The 14,914-nt window shown below is 66.0% G+C and carries 12 protein-coding genes; 8 read left to right on the top strand and 4 right to left on the bottom strand.

All coding sequences use genetic code 11. The annotated features are described in order from the left end of the window. The first annotated feature begins 44 nt into the window (after nt 1-44). From QP997_RS01365 to map, 3 genes are all read left to right on the top strand, one after another. On the top strand, nt 45-695 hold the full coding sequence (locus tag QP997_RS01365) for a LuxR C-terminal-related transcriptional regulator (RefSeq protein WP_187441081.1): 651 nt from the start codon (nt 45-47) through the stop codon (nt 693-695). 80 nt (nt 696-775) lie between these two features. Beyond that, entirely contained in the window at nt 776-2,692 is a 1,917-nt protein-coding gene (locus QP997_RS01360; RefSeq protein WP_502870417.1) for a penicillin-binding transpeptidase domain-containing protein, read from the top strand. 38 nt (nt 2,693-2,730) lie between these two features. Continuing rightward, nucleotides 2,731-3,597, top strand: a complete 867-nt coding sequence (map, locus tag QP997_RS01355; RefSeq protein WP_284757637.1) for a type I methionyl aminopeptidase — start codon at nt 2,731-2,733, stop codon at nt 3,595-3,597. 97 nt (nt 3,598-3,694) lie between these two features. On the opposite strand, the gene mtr is transcribed toward map, so the two are convergent. Both mtr and QP997_RS01345 read right to left on the bottom strand, forming a co-directional pair. Then, nucleotides 3,695-5,122, bottom strand: a complete 1,428-nt coding sequence (mtr, locus tag QP997_RS01350) for a mycothione reductase (RefSeq protein ID WP_284845963.1) — start codon at nt 5,120-5,122, stop codon at nt 3,695-3,697. 57 nt (nt 5,123-5,179) lie between these two features. Next, entirely contained in the window at nt 5,180-6,340 is a 1,161-nt protein-coding gene (locus QP997_RS01345) for an alpha/beta hydrolase (protein ID WP_284845962.1), read from the bottom strand. Between the two features lie 124 nt (nt 6,341-6,464). On the opposite strand from QP997_RS01345, the gene mqo reads away from it, so the two are divergent. After that, complete coding sequence (mqo, locus tag QP997_RS01340) at nt 6,465-7,952, top strand: malate dehydrogenase (quinone) (RefSeq protein WP_284845961.1); 1,488 nt, start codon at nt 6,465-6,467, stop codon at nt 7,950-7,952. Nucleotides 7,953-8,064: 112 nt separating this feature from the next. After that, on the top strand, nt 8,065-9,102 hold the full coding sequence (gene cobA, locus QP997_RS01335; protein WP_284845960.1) for a uroporphyrinogen-III C-methyltransferase: 1,038 nt from the start codon (nt 8,065-8,067) through the stop codon (nt 9,100-9,102). A 29-nt stretch (nt 9,103-9,131) separates the two neighbouring features. Here the strand turns inward: cobA and QP997_RS01330 are convergent, their stop codons facing one another. Next, on the bottom strand, nt 9,132-10,046 hold the full coding sequence (locus QP997_RS01330; protein WP_284845959.1) for a YaaA family protein: 915 nt from the start codon (nt 10,044-10,046) through the stop codon (nt 9,132-9,134). 56 nt (nt 10,047-10,102) lie between these two features. Between QP997_RS01330 and QP997_RS01325 the strand changes: the two genes are divergently transcribed. Then, the gene (locus QP997_RS01325; protein WP_284845958.1) at nt 10,103-11,881 is read left to right on the top strand and encodes a proline--tRNA ligase; all 1,779 of its coding nucleotides are present in this window, start codon (nt 10,103-10,105) and stop codon (nt 11,879-11,881) included. An 86-nt stretch (nt 11,882-11,967) separates the two neighbouring features. On the opposite strand, the gene QP997_RS01320 is transcribed toward QP997_RS01325, so the two are convergent. Next, nucleotides 11,968-13,041: a hypothetical protein gene (locus tag QP997_RS01320; protein WP_284845957.1), complete on the bottom strand. Its 1,074-nt coding sequence runs from the start codon at nt 13,039-13,041 to the stop codon at nt 11,968-11,970. Between the two features lie 169 nt (nt 13,042-13,210). Between QP997_RS01320 and rimP the strand changes: the two genes are divergently transcribed. Next, nucleotides 13,211-13,801 carry a ribosome maturation factor RimP gene (gene rimP, locus QP997_RS01315; protein ID WP_284780304.1) on the top strand — a complete coding sequence of 197 codons (591 nt, stop codon included), beginning with the start codon at nt 13,211-13,213 and terminating at the stop codon, nt 13,799-13,801. A 27-nt stretch (nt 13,802-13,828) separates the two neighbouring features. After that, the gene (nusA, locus tag QP997_RS01310) at nt 13,829-14,857 is read left to right on the top strand and encodes a transcription termination factor NusA (RefSeq protein WP_284845956.1); all 1,029 of its coding nucleotides are present in this window, start codon (nt 13,829-13,831) and stop codon (nt 14,855-14,857) included. The last annotated feature ends 57 nt before the right edge of the window (nt 14,858-14,914 follow it).

Here is a 14,914-nt window from a genome sequence, read left to right as displayed (position 1 = left end):
CAGCACAGACCCCAGCTCGGGGAGCCCAGGGTGGGCTGAACATCATGATCGTGGATGACCACCCCGTCGTCCGCGTGGGGCTGCAGGCACTCATCGAAACCGCCGAGGACGCTGCGGGCATCGACGTCGTCGCCTCGATCGCCGACCCGGACGAGGCCGTGGTTCAGGTCCGGGAACTCCAGGGGACCGAGCAGGAGATCGACGTGGTGCTCATGGATCTGCGTTTCGGGGAGGGGCCGGCTGGCGCCGAGCTTGCGGGTGGGGTGCGCGCCACCCAGGCGATCCGCGCGATTCCCGACGGCCCCCAGGTCCTCGTGGTCACGAACTACTCCACCGACCAGGACGTCGTCGGTGCGGTGTCCGCTGGTGCGGTCGGTTACCTGCTCAAGGATGCCCCGCCGTCCGAGGTGTTGGACGGGATTCGACGTGCCGCCCGTGGCGAATCCGTCATGGCCCCGGAGATCATGGGAAAACTCATGGGCCAGATGACGAACCCGACCGAAGCGCTGACCCCACGGGAACTCGAGGTGCTGGCCCTGGTCGGCGAGGGAAAATCCAACCGAGACATTGCCCGTCAGCTCGTCCTCACCGAGGCCACCGTGAAGAGCCACCTCTCGCACGTTTTCCGCAAGCTGGGTGCCAATAACCGCACCTCGGCGGTGGCTGTGGCCCGCCAGCGGGGGATCATCGCCTAGCAAGGCCCAGCGAGGATCATCGCCTAGCGGCCCCGTGGGCACCACTCCACGCTTAAGCAGGGTGAAAATTCGGCTGTGTCATGCCGATGAACAGCGCAAATGCGGTGCTAACGTACACGGTTATGAGTCGGATTTTCCTCGCCTTCCTGTGCGCCCTGGGGGTCACCGTGGCCGCCACTGGGTGCACCCCGCGCCCGGATGTGGCGGATGACGCCGCGGCGGAGTTCCTGGAACGGCTGGCCGAACGCAATGAGCCGGAGACCATCACGGACAAGTCGGATACCGCGGCCAAGGAGATCGACAACACCTGGACCAAGCTGCAGGCCGAGGGGCTCGACGCGCAGCTCAAGGACGTGCGCACCCAGGACAACGTCGCGACCGCCAGCTACCGCATGGATTGGCAGCTGCCGGGTGAGCGCCGTTTCGCCTACGACTCCCAGATGACGCTCACCAAGTCCAAGGGGGACTGGGTGGTCCGCTGGCAGCCCACGGTTCTGCACCCGCGCCTGGGGGCTAATCAGCACCTGGAGCTGCGCACCGTGGCGGCCGAGACCGCGAGCGTGGTCGGCTCCGACGGTGCCGTGTTGATGAAGCCGGGGAAGAAGTGGCGCATTTTCCTCAACGCGGACAAGGCCGGCGATGCCCGGGCAGCCGCCGAGCGCATCGCAGCTGAGGTTAGCGCCCTGGGTGGGGAGAACGCGCCGGCCATCGACGCGGAGAAGGTCGCGGCGGAGGCCAAGAAGGTCGACGGCGACTATTCGGTCGCCATGGTGGAGGACAAGCTGGGGCAGCGGCTGCGTGGTGCGCTGCGGGACGTGCCGGGGGTCCGCCTCAACGATGAATCCGCGCTGGTCCGCCCGGACCCAAACTTCGCGCCGGACATCTTGAGCCGCGTGAATACGGTCGTCGAAGACGAGTTGCAGGGCACCGACGGGTGGAAGGTCATCGTCTCCACCGCCGAGGGCAACGAGGTCACGGAGCTGGAGAAGCACGAGGCGAAGGAAGCCCCGTCGGTGCAGGTCAGCCTCTCCAAGAAGGTGCAGGACGCCGCCCAGCGAGCCGTAGACACCCGAGCGGATAGCCAGACGATGATGGTCGTCATGCGGCCGTCGACGGGCGAGGTGCTCGCGGTAGCACAGACAGCGAAGGCCGATGAGCACGGCGACCTCGCGCTGCAGGGCCAGTACCCGCCGGGCTCGACGTTCAAGATCATCACCGCCTACGCCGGCCTGGAGAAGCAGAACCTCACGCCTGATTCGATCGTGGGCTGCCCCGGCACCCAGGACATCGGCGGGCGCATCGTAACGAACTACAACGGCTCGGGGTTCGGCGACGGGCCGCTTCGCCAGGCCTTCGCCCGCTCCTGCAACACGACGTTTGCGGACATCTCCACCAAGCTCAAGCCCGGCGAGTTGAAGGCCACGAGCGCGCAGTTCGGCCTGGGCGTGGACTTCAAGATTCCGGGTCTGGATACCTTCACCGGATCGGTTCCCACCGGCGAGGTCATGCTGGACCGCACCGAGGCCGGCTACGGCCAGGGCCACGACCTGGTCAGCCCCTTCGGCATGGCGCTGGTCTCGGCCACCGCGGCGGCGGGGAAGATGCCGACCCCGTACCTCATTACCTCTCACAAGCCGAAGCCGGGCACCCAGCCGAAGGGCGCCGATAAGGGCAAGAAATCCCCGGCAGCACCCCCGGCGCTCGACAAGAAGAGGGTCGCCGAACTGCAGGCCATGATGCAGGACGTGGTGACCAACGGCACCGCGGCCGGGCTCGACCGTTACGGCGACGTCCGCGGCAAGACCGGTGAGGCGGAGATCAACGACGGCTCGCACGCCTGGTTCACCGGCTACCGCGGCGACCTCGCCTTCGCGACCCTCATCGTCCGCGGCGGCGGCAGTGAGCACGCCACCGCGGTGACCGGGGAGTTCTTCAAGCACCTGGACGCCCCAGCGGCCCCGCGCGAGGACCAGCTGACCCCGGCCGCTGAGGGCTAAGGAACTGTGCCGCTGCCCGGGGAGTACCATCGGGCACTATGACGAGAGCACCACTTTCCCCAGGTAAGCCAACCCCGATCCGCACCGTGCCCGCCCACATCGAGCGGCCGGAATACGCGTGGAAGGCCGAGGTCCAGGAAAACATCGGCGAGGCCTGGATCCAGGATCCAGAGACCATCGAGAAGATGCGCGAAGCCTCCCGCATCGCCGCTGACGCGCTCCAGGAGGCCGGCAAGGCCGTCCGCCCGGGCGTGACCACCGACGAGGTCGACCGCGTGGCACACGAGTACATGTGCGACCACGGCGCCTACCCCTCCACCCTGGGATACCGGGACTTCCCGAAGTCCACCTGCGTGAGCCTCAACGAGATCATCTGCCACGGCATCCCCGATACGACGGTGATCGAGGACGGGGACATCGTCAACATCGACGTCACCGCCTACAAGAACGGCGTGCACGGGGACACGAACGCGACCTTCCTCGCCGGGGACGTCAGCGAAGAGCACCGCCTCCTCGTCGAGCGCACCGAGGCCGCTATGTGGCGCGGCATCAAGGCCGTCAAGCCCGGCCGTGAGATCAACGTCATTGGCCGCGTGATCGAGTCCTACGCTAAGCGCTTCGGCTACAACGTGGTCCGCGATTTCACCGGCCACGGCGTGGGCCCCACCTTCCACAATGGCCTGATCGTCCTGCACTACGACAACCCGAGCAACCAGACGCTGCTGGAGCCGGGCATGACCCTGACCATCGAGCCGATGATCAACCTGGGTGGGCTGGACTACGAGATCTGGGATGACGACTGGACCGTCCAGACCAGCGACCGGCAGTGGACCGCCCAGTTCGAGCACACCCTCGTCGTCACCGAGGAGGGCTACGAGGTCCTCACCCTGCCGAGCGAGGAGTAACTCACACACCAGCCCCCCGGGGCCTCCAGCCCCAGGTTCCCGGACTAGCTCGGCGTGACAGCAGCGCGAGGCAGGGGCGAGAGCCGGGGTTAGGGGGCTAGTCGAATTCCAGGCCGAGCAGGGCATTTTCCACCAGCTCGGTCAGCGCAGGGTGCGGCCAGTACTGCTCGGTGGCGAAGCGGCGGGCATCGATGCCGAAGGCCATCGCAGTGACGACACTCTGAATCAGCGTGCTAGCCTCCGGCCCCATGATGTGCGCGCCCAGGATTTCGCCAGTCTTGCGGTCGGCGATCACCTTGCAGAAGCCGGTGGTGTCCTCCATCGCCCAGCCGTAGGCCACATCCGCGTAGCGCTGCACCTTCACCGTCAGCTCCCGGCCCGTGTCCTTGGCTTCCTCCTCGGTCATCCCCACCACCGCGATCTGCGGGTGGGTGAACACGCCACTGGGGACGGCGTGGTAGTCGTTGGCGCGCAGGTCCTCGGGGTGGGCGAGGTTGTGTTGGATGACCTTCGCCTCCTGGTTCGCGACGTGCTTGAGATCGAAGTCGTTGGAGGCATCGCCCAGCGCCCATACCCCCTCGGCCGTGGTGCGGCCGAATTCGTCGACCTTGATCTTCCCATTCTCCTTCTTTTCGACGCCAGCGGCCTCGAGTGCCAGCGTGTCCGCGTTGCTGATGCGCCCCTGGGCGGCGAGGATCTCGTCGGCGAGAAGCACCGTGCCGTCGTCGAGGGTGAGCTCCACCTGCCCGTTGTCGGTCTCGCGCGCCGAGCGCGGTTCCACCCCGAGGTGGGTATCCCACTGCTCGCGGGCCTGCTTAGTGAAAGCCTCGGAGATCTCGGCGTCCAGCTTGCGCAGGAGACGCTCGCTGCGGTTGACGACCGTGACCTTGGTGCCCAGGGCGTCGAAAATCGCGGCGAACTCGACCGCGACGATGCCACCGCCCAGGATGATCAGCGACTCGGGCTGGGTATCCAGGCGCATGATGTCCTCGTTGGTGCGGTAGCGCACGCCGGAGTCGGCGAGGACGGGGTGAATCCACGGGCGGGTGCCGGTGGCCAGCACCACGTCCTTGCCCCGGATGACGGGCGCGTCGGAGCCGTCGCCGATCTGCAGCGTCCGGGGCGCGACGAAGGACGCCGCTTCCCCGTGGAAGAGGGTGATATTCGGGGTCTCGTCCCCGGCGCGGTAGGCCGCACCGCCCTCGGCGATGGGATCGATGCGGTCACCGAAGACGCGTTGCTGGATGCCCTTCCAGTCCACGTGCTCCAGCGAGCCAGTCAGACTGAGCTTGTCGGCGACGCGGAAGGAGCGCGCCACATCCGCGGTGTGGACGAACATCTTCGTCGGGATGCAGCCGACGTTGATGCAGGTGCCACCGAAGACACCCTTTTCGACGATGGCGATGGTCTTCTCATCGTTGATCGGAGCCGGGATCGTGTTCCCCGACCCGGTGCCAACGATGATGATGTCGAAGTCCTGGATCTCTCCCGGTGCGGTGTTCTGCTCGGCATTCATGTTCTTCATGCCTGCCAGCCTAGGCGCGAAAAACAGGCGGCGGCCACGAGGCCGGTTTGTGGCCAGCTAGTTGCCGGCGATGCCCTGGGCTGCCAGCCAGTCTGCAGTCGCATTCAGGGCGCGACGGCGCACCGCGGGGCGGGAAAGGAAGACATCGTGGGTGGCGTCTGCGATGACCTCGATGTGTGCATGAGGGGAGACCTTCGGCGCGGTCTGCCACATCTGCTCCGGCTTGAGGATCGGGTCATTGACGTAGGTCGCGTCCGTGAGCCCGCGCCCGAAGTAGTGGCCGTCGCTGGTGAGCACCAGGGTCGGCAGGCCGGTGTCACAATGGCCCGCCTGGAGGTCGGCGATCTGGCGGACCACACCGGCCATCCAGCTGACGTACTTCTTGCGGGGCTCAATGGGCTTGAGCTCAAGGTCGTAGTCCCATTCGCCCGCGTAATCGGCGTGAAGTGAGTGCCCATAGGAAGGGTTGATGCCCTCCGGCAGGGGCATGTGCGGGGCGACCTTGGCGAGCTGCGGGAAGACCCGCTTGATCACGAAGCCCACGAGGCCGTCGAACTGGATGCCATACCAGGGGGAGTTGCCGACAACGGCGCCGAGCATGCCGTGCAGCCCGGCCTCCGCGCTGGAAGGATCGCGCTGAGTAGCAGCGTTGAGCCGGCCGGCCCAGGTGGTGACGTCCAGCCCGCCGGTGGAGTGACCCACCGCAACGACGGTCGGGTGGGCAGTACCGATGAGCCCCAGCGCGATGGAGAGGTCCTCGTCATAGATGGCCTGGCTGGTTACGTGGTGCCAGGTCTGGCCTTCCCGCCACGCTCTGCCGCACTTGCGCATGTCGATGGCGTAGACCGCGTAGCCGGCCTCGTGGAAGAAGCGGGCCACGTGGTCCTGGAAGAAGTAATCCGTCATTCCGTGGACGAAAAGTAGGGCGGGACGCGCGTAGAAATTACGGGTCGGGTCGGAGACCGCAGTGGCGGCTGTCGACCCGCTAGCCTCGGCGGGGAAGTAGCGGACGAGGGCGAAACGCACCGGGGTCTCGCCGTCAGGATCGTCGCCCATCTCGACGTAGTGGACCCCGAAATCCGGGCCCAGAAGGTCCGGCCCGAAGGTCAGTTCTGCGACGCTGGCGCCTCGCGGATCGGTGAGGACATCGTCCAGCTGCCGGGAAGACGTGTTGCCACCGTGGGCCGGGGCGTTATTCATAGCTGTGGAATCATTCATCGGGATCGATCATATTCAACTTTTTCAGGGGTATAAGGGCAGGCCTGAATATGGATCGAAAAGGCACAGGCGTATGGTTGAAGAAGCGTGACAAAGCTTTCTTCCGTGAAGGATTGAGGAAACCGTGGCAACGAACAGTTCTCAAAACGATACCGTCGACGTCCTGCTGGTTGGCGCCGGCGTCATCTCCACCACCCTGTCTGTGATGCTGAAGCAGCTCCAGCCGGAATGGAGCCAGCTGATTCTCGAGCGCCTGGACACCCCGGCCGCCGAGTCTTCTGACCCGTGGAACAACGCAGGCACCGGCCACTCCGCGCTGTGCGAGCTGAACTACACGCCGGAGGTCAACGGCAAGATCGACGTCTCCAAGGCCGTCGGTGTCAACGAGAAGTTCCAGGTCTCCCGCCAGTTCTGGTCCCACCTCGTGGAGAACGACATCCTGGGCGAGCCGTCTGAGTGGATCAACCGGGTTCCTCACGTCTCCTTCGCTCAGGGCATGGATCAGGTGGACTACCTGAAGGCCCGCTACGAGGCCCTGAAGGATAACCCGCTGTTCCCGAACATGAAGTTCTCGGACTCGGAGACGAAGTTCCGTGAGTTCCTGCCGCTGATGGCGGAGGGCCGCGACTTCAACACCCCGACCGCGATTTCCTGGTTCGAGGAGGGCACCGACATCAACTACGGTGCGCTGACCCGCCAGTACGTCGACGCCCTGACCGCTGAGGGCGTCGAGGTGCGTTACGGCAGCGAGGTCGTCAACCTCAAGCGCGACGGCGCGAAGTGGAAGGTCTCCGTCAAGAACCGCCACACCGGCGACACCTCCGTCGTCACCGCCAACTTCGTCTTCATCGGCGCCGGCGGCATGGCACTGCCGCTGCTGCAGAAGGCCGGCATCCCGGAGATCAAGGGCTACGGTGGCTTCCCGGTCTCCGGCCAGTGGCTGCGCTGCACCAACGAGGAGCTCATCGAGAAGCACGCCGCGAAGGTCTACGGTAAGGCCTCCGTCGGCGCCCCGCCGATGTCCGTGCCACACCTCGACACCCGCGTGATCGACGGCAAGAAGGGCCTGCTCTTCGGCCCATACGCCGGCTGGACCCCGAAGTTCCTGAAGTCCGGTTCCTTCCTGGACCTGTTCAAGTCCCTGCGTCCGGGCAATCTGCCGTCCATGATCGGTGTTGGCCTGCAGGAGTTCGGCCTGACCAAGTACCTGGTCGAGGAGCTGCTGAAGGACCAGACCGCGAAGATGGAGTCCCTGCGCGAGTACATGCCGGAGGCTAAGGATGAGGACTGGGAGCTGGTCATCGCTGGCCAGCGTGTCCAGGTCATCAAGCCGATCGGCGCCCCGAAGTTCGGTTCCCTGGAGTTCGGTACGACCCTGATCAACTCCAACGACGGCAGCATCGCCGGCCTGATGGGTGCCTCCCCGGGCGCTTCCATCGCCCCGGCTGCCATGCTCGAGGTGCTGGAGCGCTGCTTCGGCGGCCACATGGCTGAGTGGGCTCCGAAGCTGCGCGAGATGATCCCGTCCTACGGCCAGCGCCTGGTGAAGAACGAGGCCCTGTTCCAGGAGCAGTGGGACCGCTCCCAGAAGGCGCTGAAGCTGGCTAAGTAGCTTCCGCTGCCCGCAGGCCGCCCGCCCGAGAGGATTGCCCTCGGGGCGGGCGGTTTTTCGCTGTTGGTGGGGGCTTGAGAATCTAGACCGCTCGGTCTACTATGCTGTGCTTATGAGTATTTCCCTGCGCAACGTCCACGTCCTTGTCCCGGCCGGCAGCCCCGACGCCGAGCTCGTCGCCCAGCGCTGCCGTGACGCAGGAGCCATCGTCACCACCAGCCCTGCCGGGGCGGCGTCGGAGATTGACTGGGCTGCCACCGCCCTCGTCGTGCTCCCGGGCCAGACCCCGGGTGCCACGGAACTGATCGCAGCAGCTGAGCAGCACGGCGTGCCGGTCAATAACCTTGGGGGCGGAACCGAGGAAGCGCAGAATGCGGGGGACAGGGGCGGGGAATGCCCTGGCGCGGGGACCGTGACGCTGGTGGGCGGTGGCCCCGGTGGCGAGGGGTTGATCACCGTCGCAGGGAAGCGAGCCATCGAGGGAGCCGACATCATCTTCGCCGACCACCTGGGTCCCTTTAGTCTCGCCGAGGAGGCAGCCGAGCGCGGGGTGGAACTCGTGGACGTGTCCAAGATCCCCTATGGCAAGCAGGTAGCCCAGGAGAAAACCAACGAGATGCTCATCGAGGCTGCTCAACAGGGCAAGAAGGTGGTGCGCTTGAAGGGAGGGGATCCCTTCATCTTCGGCCGGGGACTAGAAGAAGCCGAAGCATGTGCGGCCGCCGGGGTGCCGGTATCCGTCATCCCCGGGGTGACGAGCGCGACCTCCGCGCCAGCGCTGGCCGGCGTATCTCTGACCCACCGCGGCTGGGTTCACGACATCACGATCGTCTCCGGGCACGTGCCCCCGGGCCACGAGAAGTCGCTCGTGAACTGGGAGGCGCTGGCTGGGCTGACCGGCACGTTGGTGCTGATCATGGCCGTGAAGAACGCAGGGGCAATCGCGGCTGAGCTCATCGCCAAGGGACGCGCTCGCGAGCAGGCGGTGACGATCATCGAGTCGGCCTCCATCGACGGCGAGCGGATCACGGAAACCACTCTCGGGACCCTTGGGGAAACGATCGACGCGGCAGGAATCAAGCCACCGGCGATCATTGTGGTCGGCCGGGTCAGCGAGCGCCGGATCAAGGGCTTGGCGGCGGCGTTCTAACAGAGATAAGAGGGGAGGGGCTTTTAAGCCTATTCGGCCGGAACGATGAGCGTGACCTCGCCGGGGTTACGCACCTCTGTGCGGAAATTCGCCTCGACGAACGCCTCCACGTCACCGATGCGGTGGGCGAAAGCCTCCGCCAGCTCGCCGGTTCCCTGCGGGTCAGCGGGCAGGTGTCCACCGGCCAACGCCAGCTCCCGGGCAACTAGCCCCTTGTAGTGCTTGTTGAAGTGGCTGACGACCTTGCGGCTGCCGTCCGGGTACTCGGATTCCACTCGCAAGCTCACCGCACCCGGAATTTTCCCGAGGTCCCGGTAACCACCGGAGCGCAGGTCAATGATCCCGCCGCCAGCGCCATCCGTGTCGGCGGCGCGATCCTCCCGCCACCGGGCGAGCTCCTCGCCGATGCGGTTGCCCTCGGCCGGCTTCGTCCACTGGGAGCGCAGGGTGCGGGGCTGACCGTCCACGAGCACCTTGGAGCCGGCGGAGAGTCGATAGCGGGGGATCAAGTCGTCGGCGGCGATCACCCCGAAGAGCGCGGAGCCGATCGCCAGCCTTGCACGCGCGTCCGCGGGGAGGGGCAGGCCGGTGCGTTGCCCCGTTGGGTCGAGGGCATCGTAGGCCACCCCGGTGTATCGCTCCACCGCAGGAAGCAGCTCGGAGGAAGCGACGGCGGCGTTGGACTCGTGCTCAGCGTGCTGGGTAGCACGGATCCCGATCATCTTGTCTAAGGAGCGAATCCGCTCTTCTGCGGCTTCTGCAGAACCCGAGTCCTTCGACAGCGCTTCTTGGGCCGCAAGGAAACTGCAGCCCATCTCCTCAAGGGTGCTGAGCAGGTGTTTTCTGGTTGGCGCTAACCCGGGAAAGGCCAGCTGATCCACGGCGACCGGGCCGGGCTGGCCGCCCACTGTTTTGCTTTCCGAAGGAGGCAGGATGATGAGCATGAAAACATGCTAGCCGGTGGCGTGCCACGCAGGGTCGGGGCTGTAGGCTAAGCATCATGATTACCCGCATGTCCTCCCTCTTCCTGCACACGCTGCGTGACGACCCAGCTGATGCAGAACTCGCCAGTCACAAGCTGCTTGTCCGAGCTGGCTATATCCGCCGCGTTGCACCGGGTGTGTACTCCTGGCTCCCCATTGGTCTGCGCGTCCTGCGCAAGGTCGAAAACGTTGTTCGGCGCGAAATGGACGCCATCGGCGGTCAGGAGCTGATGTTCCCCGCGCTGCTGCCGAAGGAGCCCTACGAGGTCACCGGGCGCTGGGACGAATACGGTCCCGAGCTCTTCCGCCTCAAGGACCGCAAGGAGGCGGACTACCTACTCGGTCCCACCCACGAGGAGCTGTTCACCTGGCTCGTCAAGGGGGAGCTGAACTCCTATAAGGATTTCCCGAAGGTCCTCTACCAAATCCAGACCAAGTACCGCGATGAGGCTCGCCCGCGTGCTGGCATCCTGCGCGGCCGCGAGTTCGTCATGAAGGACTCCTACTCCTTCAACATGACCGACGAGGGGCTGGACGAGTCCTACCAGCTGCACCGTAAGGCCTACCAGCGGATCTTCGACGCCCTCGGCATCGAGTACGTCATTTGCTATGCGACCTCTGGAGCGATGGGTGGTTCGGCCTCCGAGGAATTCCTGGCGGTGGCTGCGGACGGCGAGGATACCTTCGTTCGCTCCACGGAGTCCGACTACGCCGCCAACGTGGAAGCTGTCGTCTCCATTCCGCCGGCTGAGGAGTCGGTCGAGGATAAGCCGGAGGCAGTAAGCCACGAGAGCCCTGGAGCCGACACCATCGAGACCCTCGTGGAGTGGGCCAACGAGGCGGGCTTGACTGTCGACGGGGCTCCGGTGACGGCGAAGGACACCCTCAAGTGCATCGTGTGCAAGGTCACCCGCCCAGGCGAGGATGAGGACGGTAACCCGTACGCCCCTGAGCTCACCGGAGTGCTCGTGCCGGGCGACCGCGAGGTCGACATGAAGCGTCTCGAAGCCTCCCTGGAGCCGGCCGTCGTCGAACTGGCTGACGATGAGGACTTCAAGAAGTACCCCTTCCTCGTCAAGGGCTTCGTTGGCCCCCGCACGTTCGCGGATAACGACCTGCGCGTGCTCGCCGATCCCCGTGTGGTCAAGGGCACCGCCTGGATCACCGGCGCGGATGAGAAGGATCGTCACTACTCCAACCTCGTCGCGGGCCGCGACTTCACCCCGGATGGTTATGTTGAGGCCGCCGAGGTTCGGGAGGGCGACCCTTCCCCGGATGGCAAGGGCGTGCTCACCCTGTCCCGTGGCATCGAGATCGGCCACATCTTCCAGTTGGGCCGGAAGTACACCGAGGCCTTCGACGTTCAGATCCTGGACGAGAACGGCCGCCGAACCGTCCCGACGATGGGTTCCTACGGCATCGGCGTCTCCCGACTGCTGGCCGTGGTGGCCGAGCAGATGCACGACGAGAAGGGCCTGCGCTGGCCGCGCAGCATCGCCCCCTACGACGTCCACGTGGTCATCGCCAACAAGGACGAAGCCGCGGGCGAGGCTGCCCGCGAGCTCGCCGAGGCGCTGTCGGACGCGGGCCTGGAGGTGCTCTTCGACGATCGCCCGAAGGTCTCCCCGGGCGTGAAGTTCAAGGACTCCGAGCTGCTGGGAATGCCGCAGGTCGTGGTCGTTGGGCGCGGCTTCGCCGAGGGCAAGGTCGAGCTGCGAGATCGTCTGAACGACGAGCGTTCCGAGATCGACTACGCGGACGCCGTCGACGTCATCACGAAGGCAGCCCGGGCCTAAGAACCTGCCCCACGCCAGCGGGGTAGGCGTGGGGCAACCGGTGGGGGTGAGCTCAGTGGATTACGCAGAGAGATAAGGGGGCGTTGCTAGTCCCCACCTCGCAGGACCACTGCTTCGGGCCCAAGCCCCTGGGCCAACTCCAGCTGGCCCTGGGCACGGCTCAGTGCTGCGCACGCCTGAGCCAGTGCCACCCGCAGCGGCCCGGTCTCGGCGCGGCCAGCGAGCAAGCGTAGCTGGGAAAGCGGGGCGGCGAGTGCGGCGTGCAGGAAAGCGGGGGCCTCCTTGGCACTCGCGGGGGCCTTGGTGGCCTTCGATACGCCGAAGCCAGCAGGGGGCTCATAAGCGCCTTCTGCGTCCTCGGGCTTCTCGGCGCTGTCGTCTGCGGCGGGTGTGATCATCGCGGTAACGACGTCGCGGGCCAGTCGGGCACCATCTCCGGCGGCTGCCAGTTGCTTGCGTGCGGAGCCGTCGTCGGCCGCCAGCGCGACCCCGGCGGCCTGGATCGCCCCGTAGACGGAGTCCAGGGCGTCCTTCAGATCCTCACCGAGCGCCTTCGTGTTCCCGCGGCCCACGACCTCAGGATCCTCGAGCAGCTCGGCGATATCCTCGCGCTGCGGCGCACCGGCGACGGGCGCGGTCGCGCCGTAGAGGCCGACCAGCAGCTGAGTCTGGAACTCTTGCCGGGTCACGGTGCGGCCTTGAGAGTCCTTCTCGTGGGCATCCGCGTTGGGCAACTCCGGGCTTTCGATGGCGCCCAGCAGCTCGCGCTGGATTCCGGCGAAGAGCTGTTTGCGCTCAGCGGCAGAATCGCTGCCCTTGTTGTCGCCGCCGCTCCGGGGCTTTTCGGTGGTGGGTGACGTGTTGCTGGAGGTGGGGGAGTCGTCGCTGCCACCACCGTCTGCGGCCTCGAAACTGCACTGTGGGTCCCGCTGGCCTTCATCGTCGGTGCCGCACTGGCGCAGGAATTCCTTTTCGAGAACCCCGATCTGGCGGCGGATGAATTCCTCTTCCTCAGCGTCGGCCCGATTCAGAGTCGAACGCATCACTGCTGCGATGGAACGCAGCTGATCATTGGGCTCGAAGCCGCCGCGCACGCGGTTGAGCGCCTCCGAGGCCTCGTCGATGCCACAGGCCGAGAGCAGGCCTGTTGCGAGAGCCACCCCCAGCCCCGCGACCCCCGCTTTGAGCACGCCACGCCGAGTGAGGGCTGGGGTGGCGCGAGAGCGCTCGGGGAGGTGGAGGCGTTGATTCTGAGGAGAGTCCGGATTCACAGCCACTATGGTGCCACACATTCCGCTGGGCACCGTACTGGCGGGTAGGGTGCAAGGCATGGCAACCCCTCTTGATGAAAAGCTCCGCGCACTGGCCGCCGACGAGGCGATGAAGTGTGGCCTTGATGTGGAAAAATTAACCTTTACCCGGGCCGGGGCGAAGTCCAGCGTGAAGATCGCTGTGGACGCTGACGACCGGCCGGATCTTGACCTGCTCGAGGAAGCTTCCCAGCTGATTGGCGCTGCGTTCGATGCAGCTGAGGCGGCACAGGAGATTGACCTCGGGCCGAGCTACACCCTCGAAGTGACGACCCCAGGTCTGGACTTCCCGCTGCGCGACGCCCGCCACTTCCAGCGCAACCTTGGCCGACTCGCCAACCTTGCGGGAGGGGGCAAGGGGCGTATCGCGGGAGTCGAGAATGACGAGGTCGCGATCCTGCCCGTGGCGAAGAAGAAGGCAGGGAAGAAGTCCCAGGGTAAGAAGGCGGGGAAGCAGACCCCACAGGCTCCGGTGCGGATTTACCCGCTCGCCGAGCTTGCCGGGTCGACCATCGAGGTTGAATTCTCACCCGCGCCAGCAGCCGAGCAGGAATTACTCGGATTGACCATGGCCGAGTACCATGAGCTCGCAAAGAGTGACGAAGCCTAAGCGACAAGAAGTCGATGAGGAGTACAAGTGAATATTGATCTTGCTACGCTGCGCGCCATCGAGCGGCAGGAGGGCGTGCCGGTCGACGAGCTGATCCACGCCATCGCCAACGGCCTCAAGGAGGCCTACCGCAACCAGAGCGCCTTCACCGGCGAGGTGGACGTCCAGATTGACCCCACCTCTGGTGCAGTGGCGATCTACCAGGTGGAGCGCGACGAGGAGGGCAACGTCACCGGCCGGTTGGACGAGACCCCGGAGAACTTCGACCGCACCACGGCGCTGGCGATGCGCGAGGCGATCCGCCGCCGGATCGGGGGAGCTCGAGTCCAGCAGCGCTACGACGAATATTCGTCGATCCGCCACACCATCGTCTCTGGCGTGGTCACCCGCGACGCACGCGCAAACGAGCGCGGCATCACCGTGGTCCACATCGGTACCGAGGCGGACGGCATCGACGGCCAGATCCTGCCCGCCGAGCACATCCCCGGCGAGGTGCTCAAGCACGGCACCCGCGTGAAGGCCTTCGTCACGGACGTCATCAAGCACGCCGACCGCAACGTGCAGATCAGCCTGTCGCGCACCCACCCCGAGCTGGTTCGCGGGCTGTTCGAGCTCGAGGTTCCGGAGGTCGCCGACGGCTCCGTGGAGATCATGTCCATCGCCCGCGAGGCGGGGCACCGCACGAAGATCGCAGTCCGCGCCACGATCAAGGGGCTCAATGCCAAGGGGGCGTGCATCGGCCCGCGTGGCCAGCGCGTGTCGGCCATCATGGGTGAGCTCGGCGGCGAGAAGATCGACATCATCGACTACTCCGATGACCCGGCGCAGTACGTGGGCAATGCGCTCTCGCCCTCGAAGTTCGTCTCCTCGACTGTGATCGACGCAGAGCAGCAGATCGCTCGCGTGGTCGTTCCGGACTACCAGCTCTCGCTGGCGATTGGTAGGGAGGGGCAGAATGTTCGCCTCGCCGCGCGTCTCACCGGGTGGAAGATCGACATTAAGTCCGACGCCGCGCCAGAGGAGCACTCGGCTGGCGAGGGCGAGCAGGCGAACTAGCGCCGCTGAAGTTCAACGTGGGGGAGGTTCGCTAGGGTGGCCCCGCCGGATCCGGCG

The sequence above is a fragment of the Corynebacterium sp. MSK039 genome, assembly GCF_030232315.1.
In the GTDB taxonomy this organism is placed as follows: Bacteria; Actinomycetota; Actinomycetes; order Mycobacteriales; family Mycobacteriaceae; genus Corynebacterium.
This window is presented reverse-complemented; position numbering and strand designations above follow the sequence as displayed.

Excerpts from the sequence above, each read along its gene's own strand:
- QP997_RS01365 (WP_187441081.1), top strand. The coding sequence starts at position 45 with ATGATCGTGGATGACCACCCCGTCGTCCGCGTGGGGCTGCAGGCACTC.
- QP997_RS01360 (WP_502870417.1), top strand. The coding sequence starts at position 776 with ATGCCGATGAACAGCGCAAATGCGGTGCTAACGTACACGGTTATGAGT.
- map (WP_284757637.1), top strand. The coding sequence starts at position 2,731 with ATGACGAGAGCACCACTTTCCCCAGGTAAGCCAACCCCGATCCGCACC.
- mtr (WP_284845963.1), bottom strand. The coding sequence starts at position 5,122 with ATGAAGAACATGAATGCCGAGCAGAACACCGCACCGGGAGAGATCCAG.
- QP997_RS01345 (WP_284845962.1), bottom strand. The coding sequence starts at position 6,340 with ATGAATGATTCCACAGCTATGAATAACGCCCCGGCCCACGGTGGCAAC.
- cobA (WP_284845960.1), top strand. The coding sequence starts at position 8,065 with ATGAGTATTTCCCTGCGCAACGTCCACGTCCTTGTCCCGGCCGGCAGC.
- QP997_RS01330 (WP_284845959.1), bottom strand. The coding sequence starts at position 10,046 with ATGCTCATCATCCTGCCTCCTTCGGAAAGCAAAACAGTGGGCGGCCAG.
- QP997_RS01325 (WP_284845958.1), top strand. The coding sequence starts at position 10,103 with ATGATTACCCGCATGTCCTCCCTCTTCCTGCACACGCTGCGTGACGAC.
- rimP (WP_284780304.1), top strand. The coding sequence starts at position 13,211 with ATGGCAACCCCTCTTGATGAAAAGCTCCGCGCACTGGCCGCCGACGAG.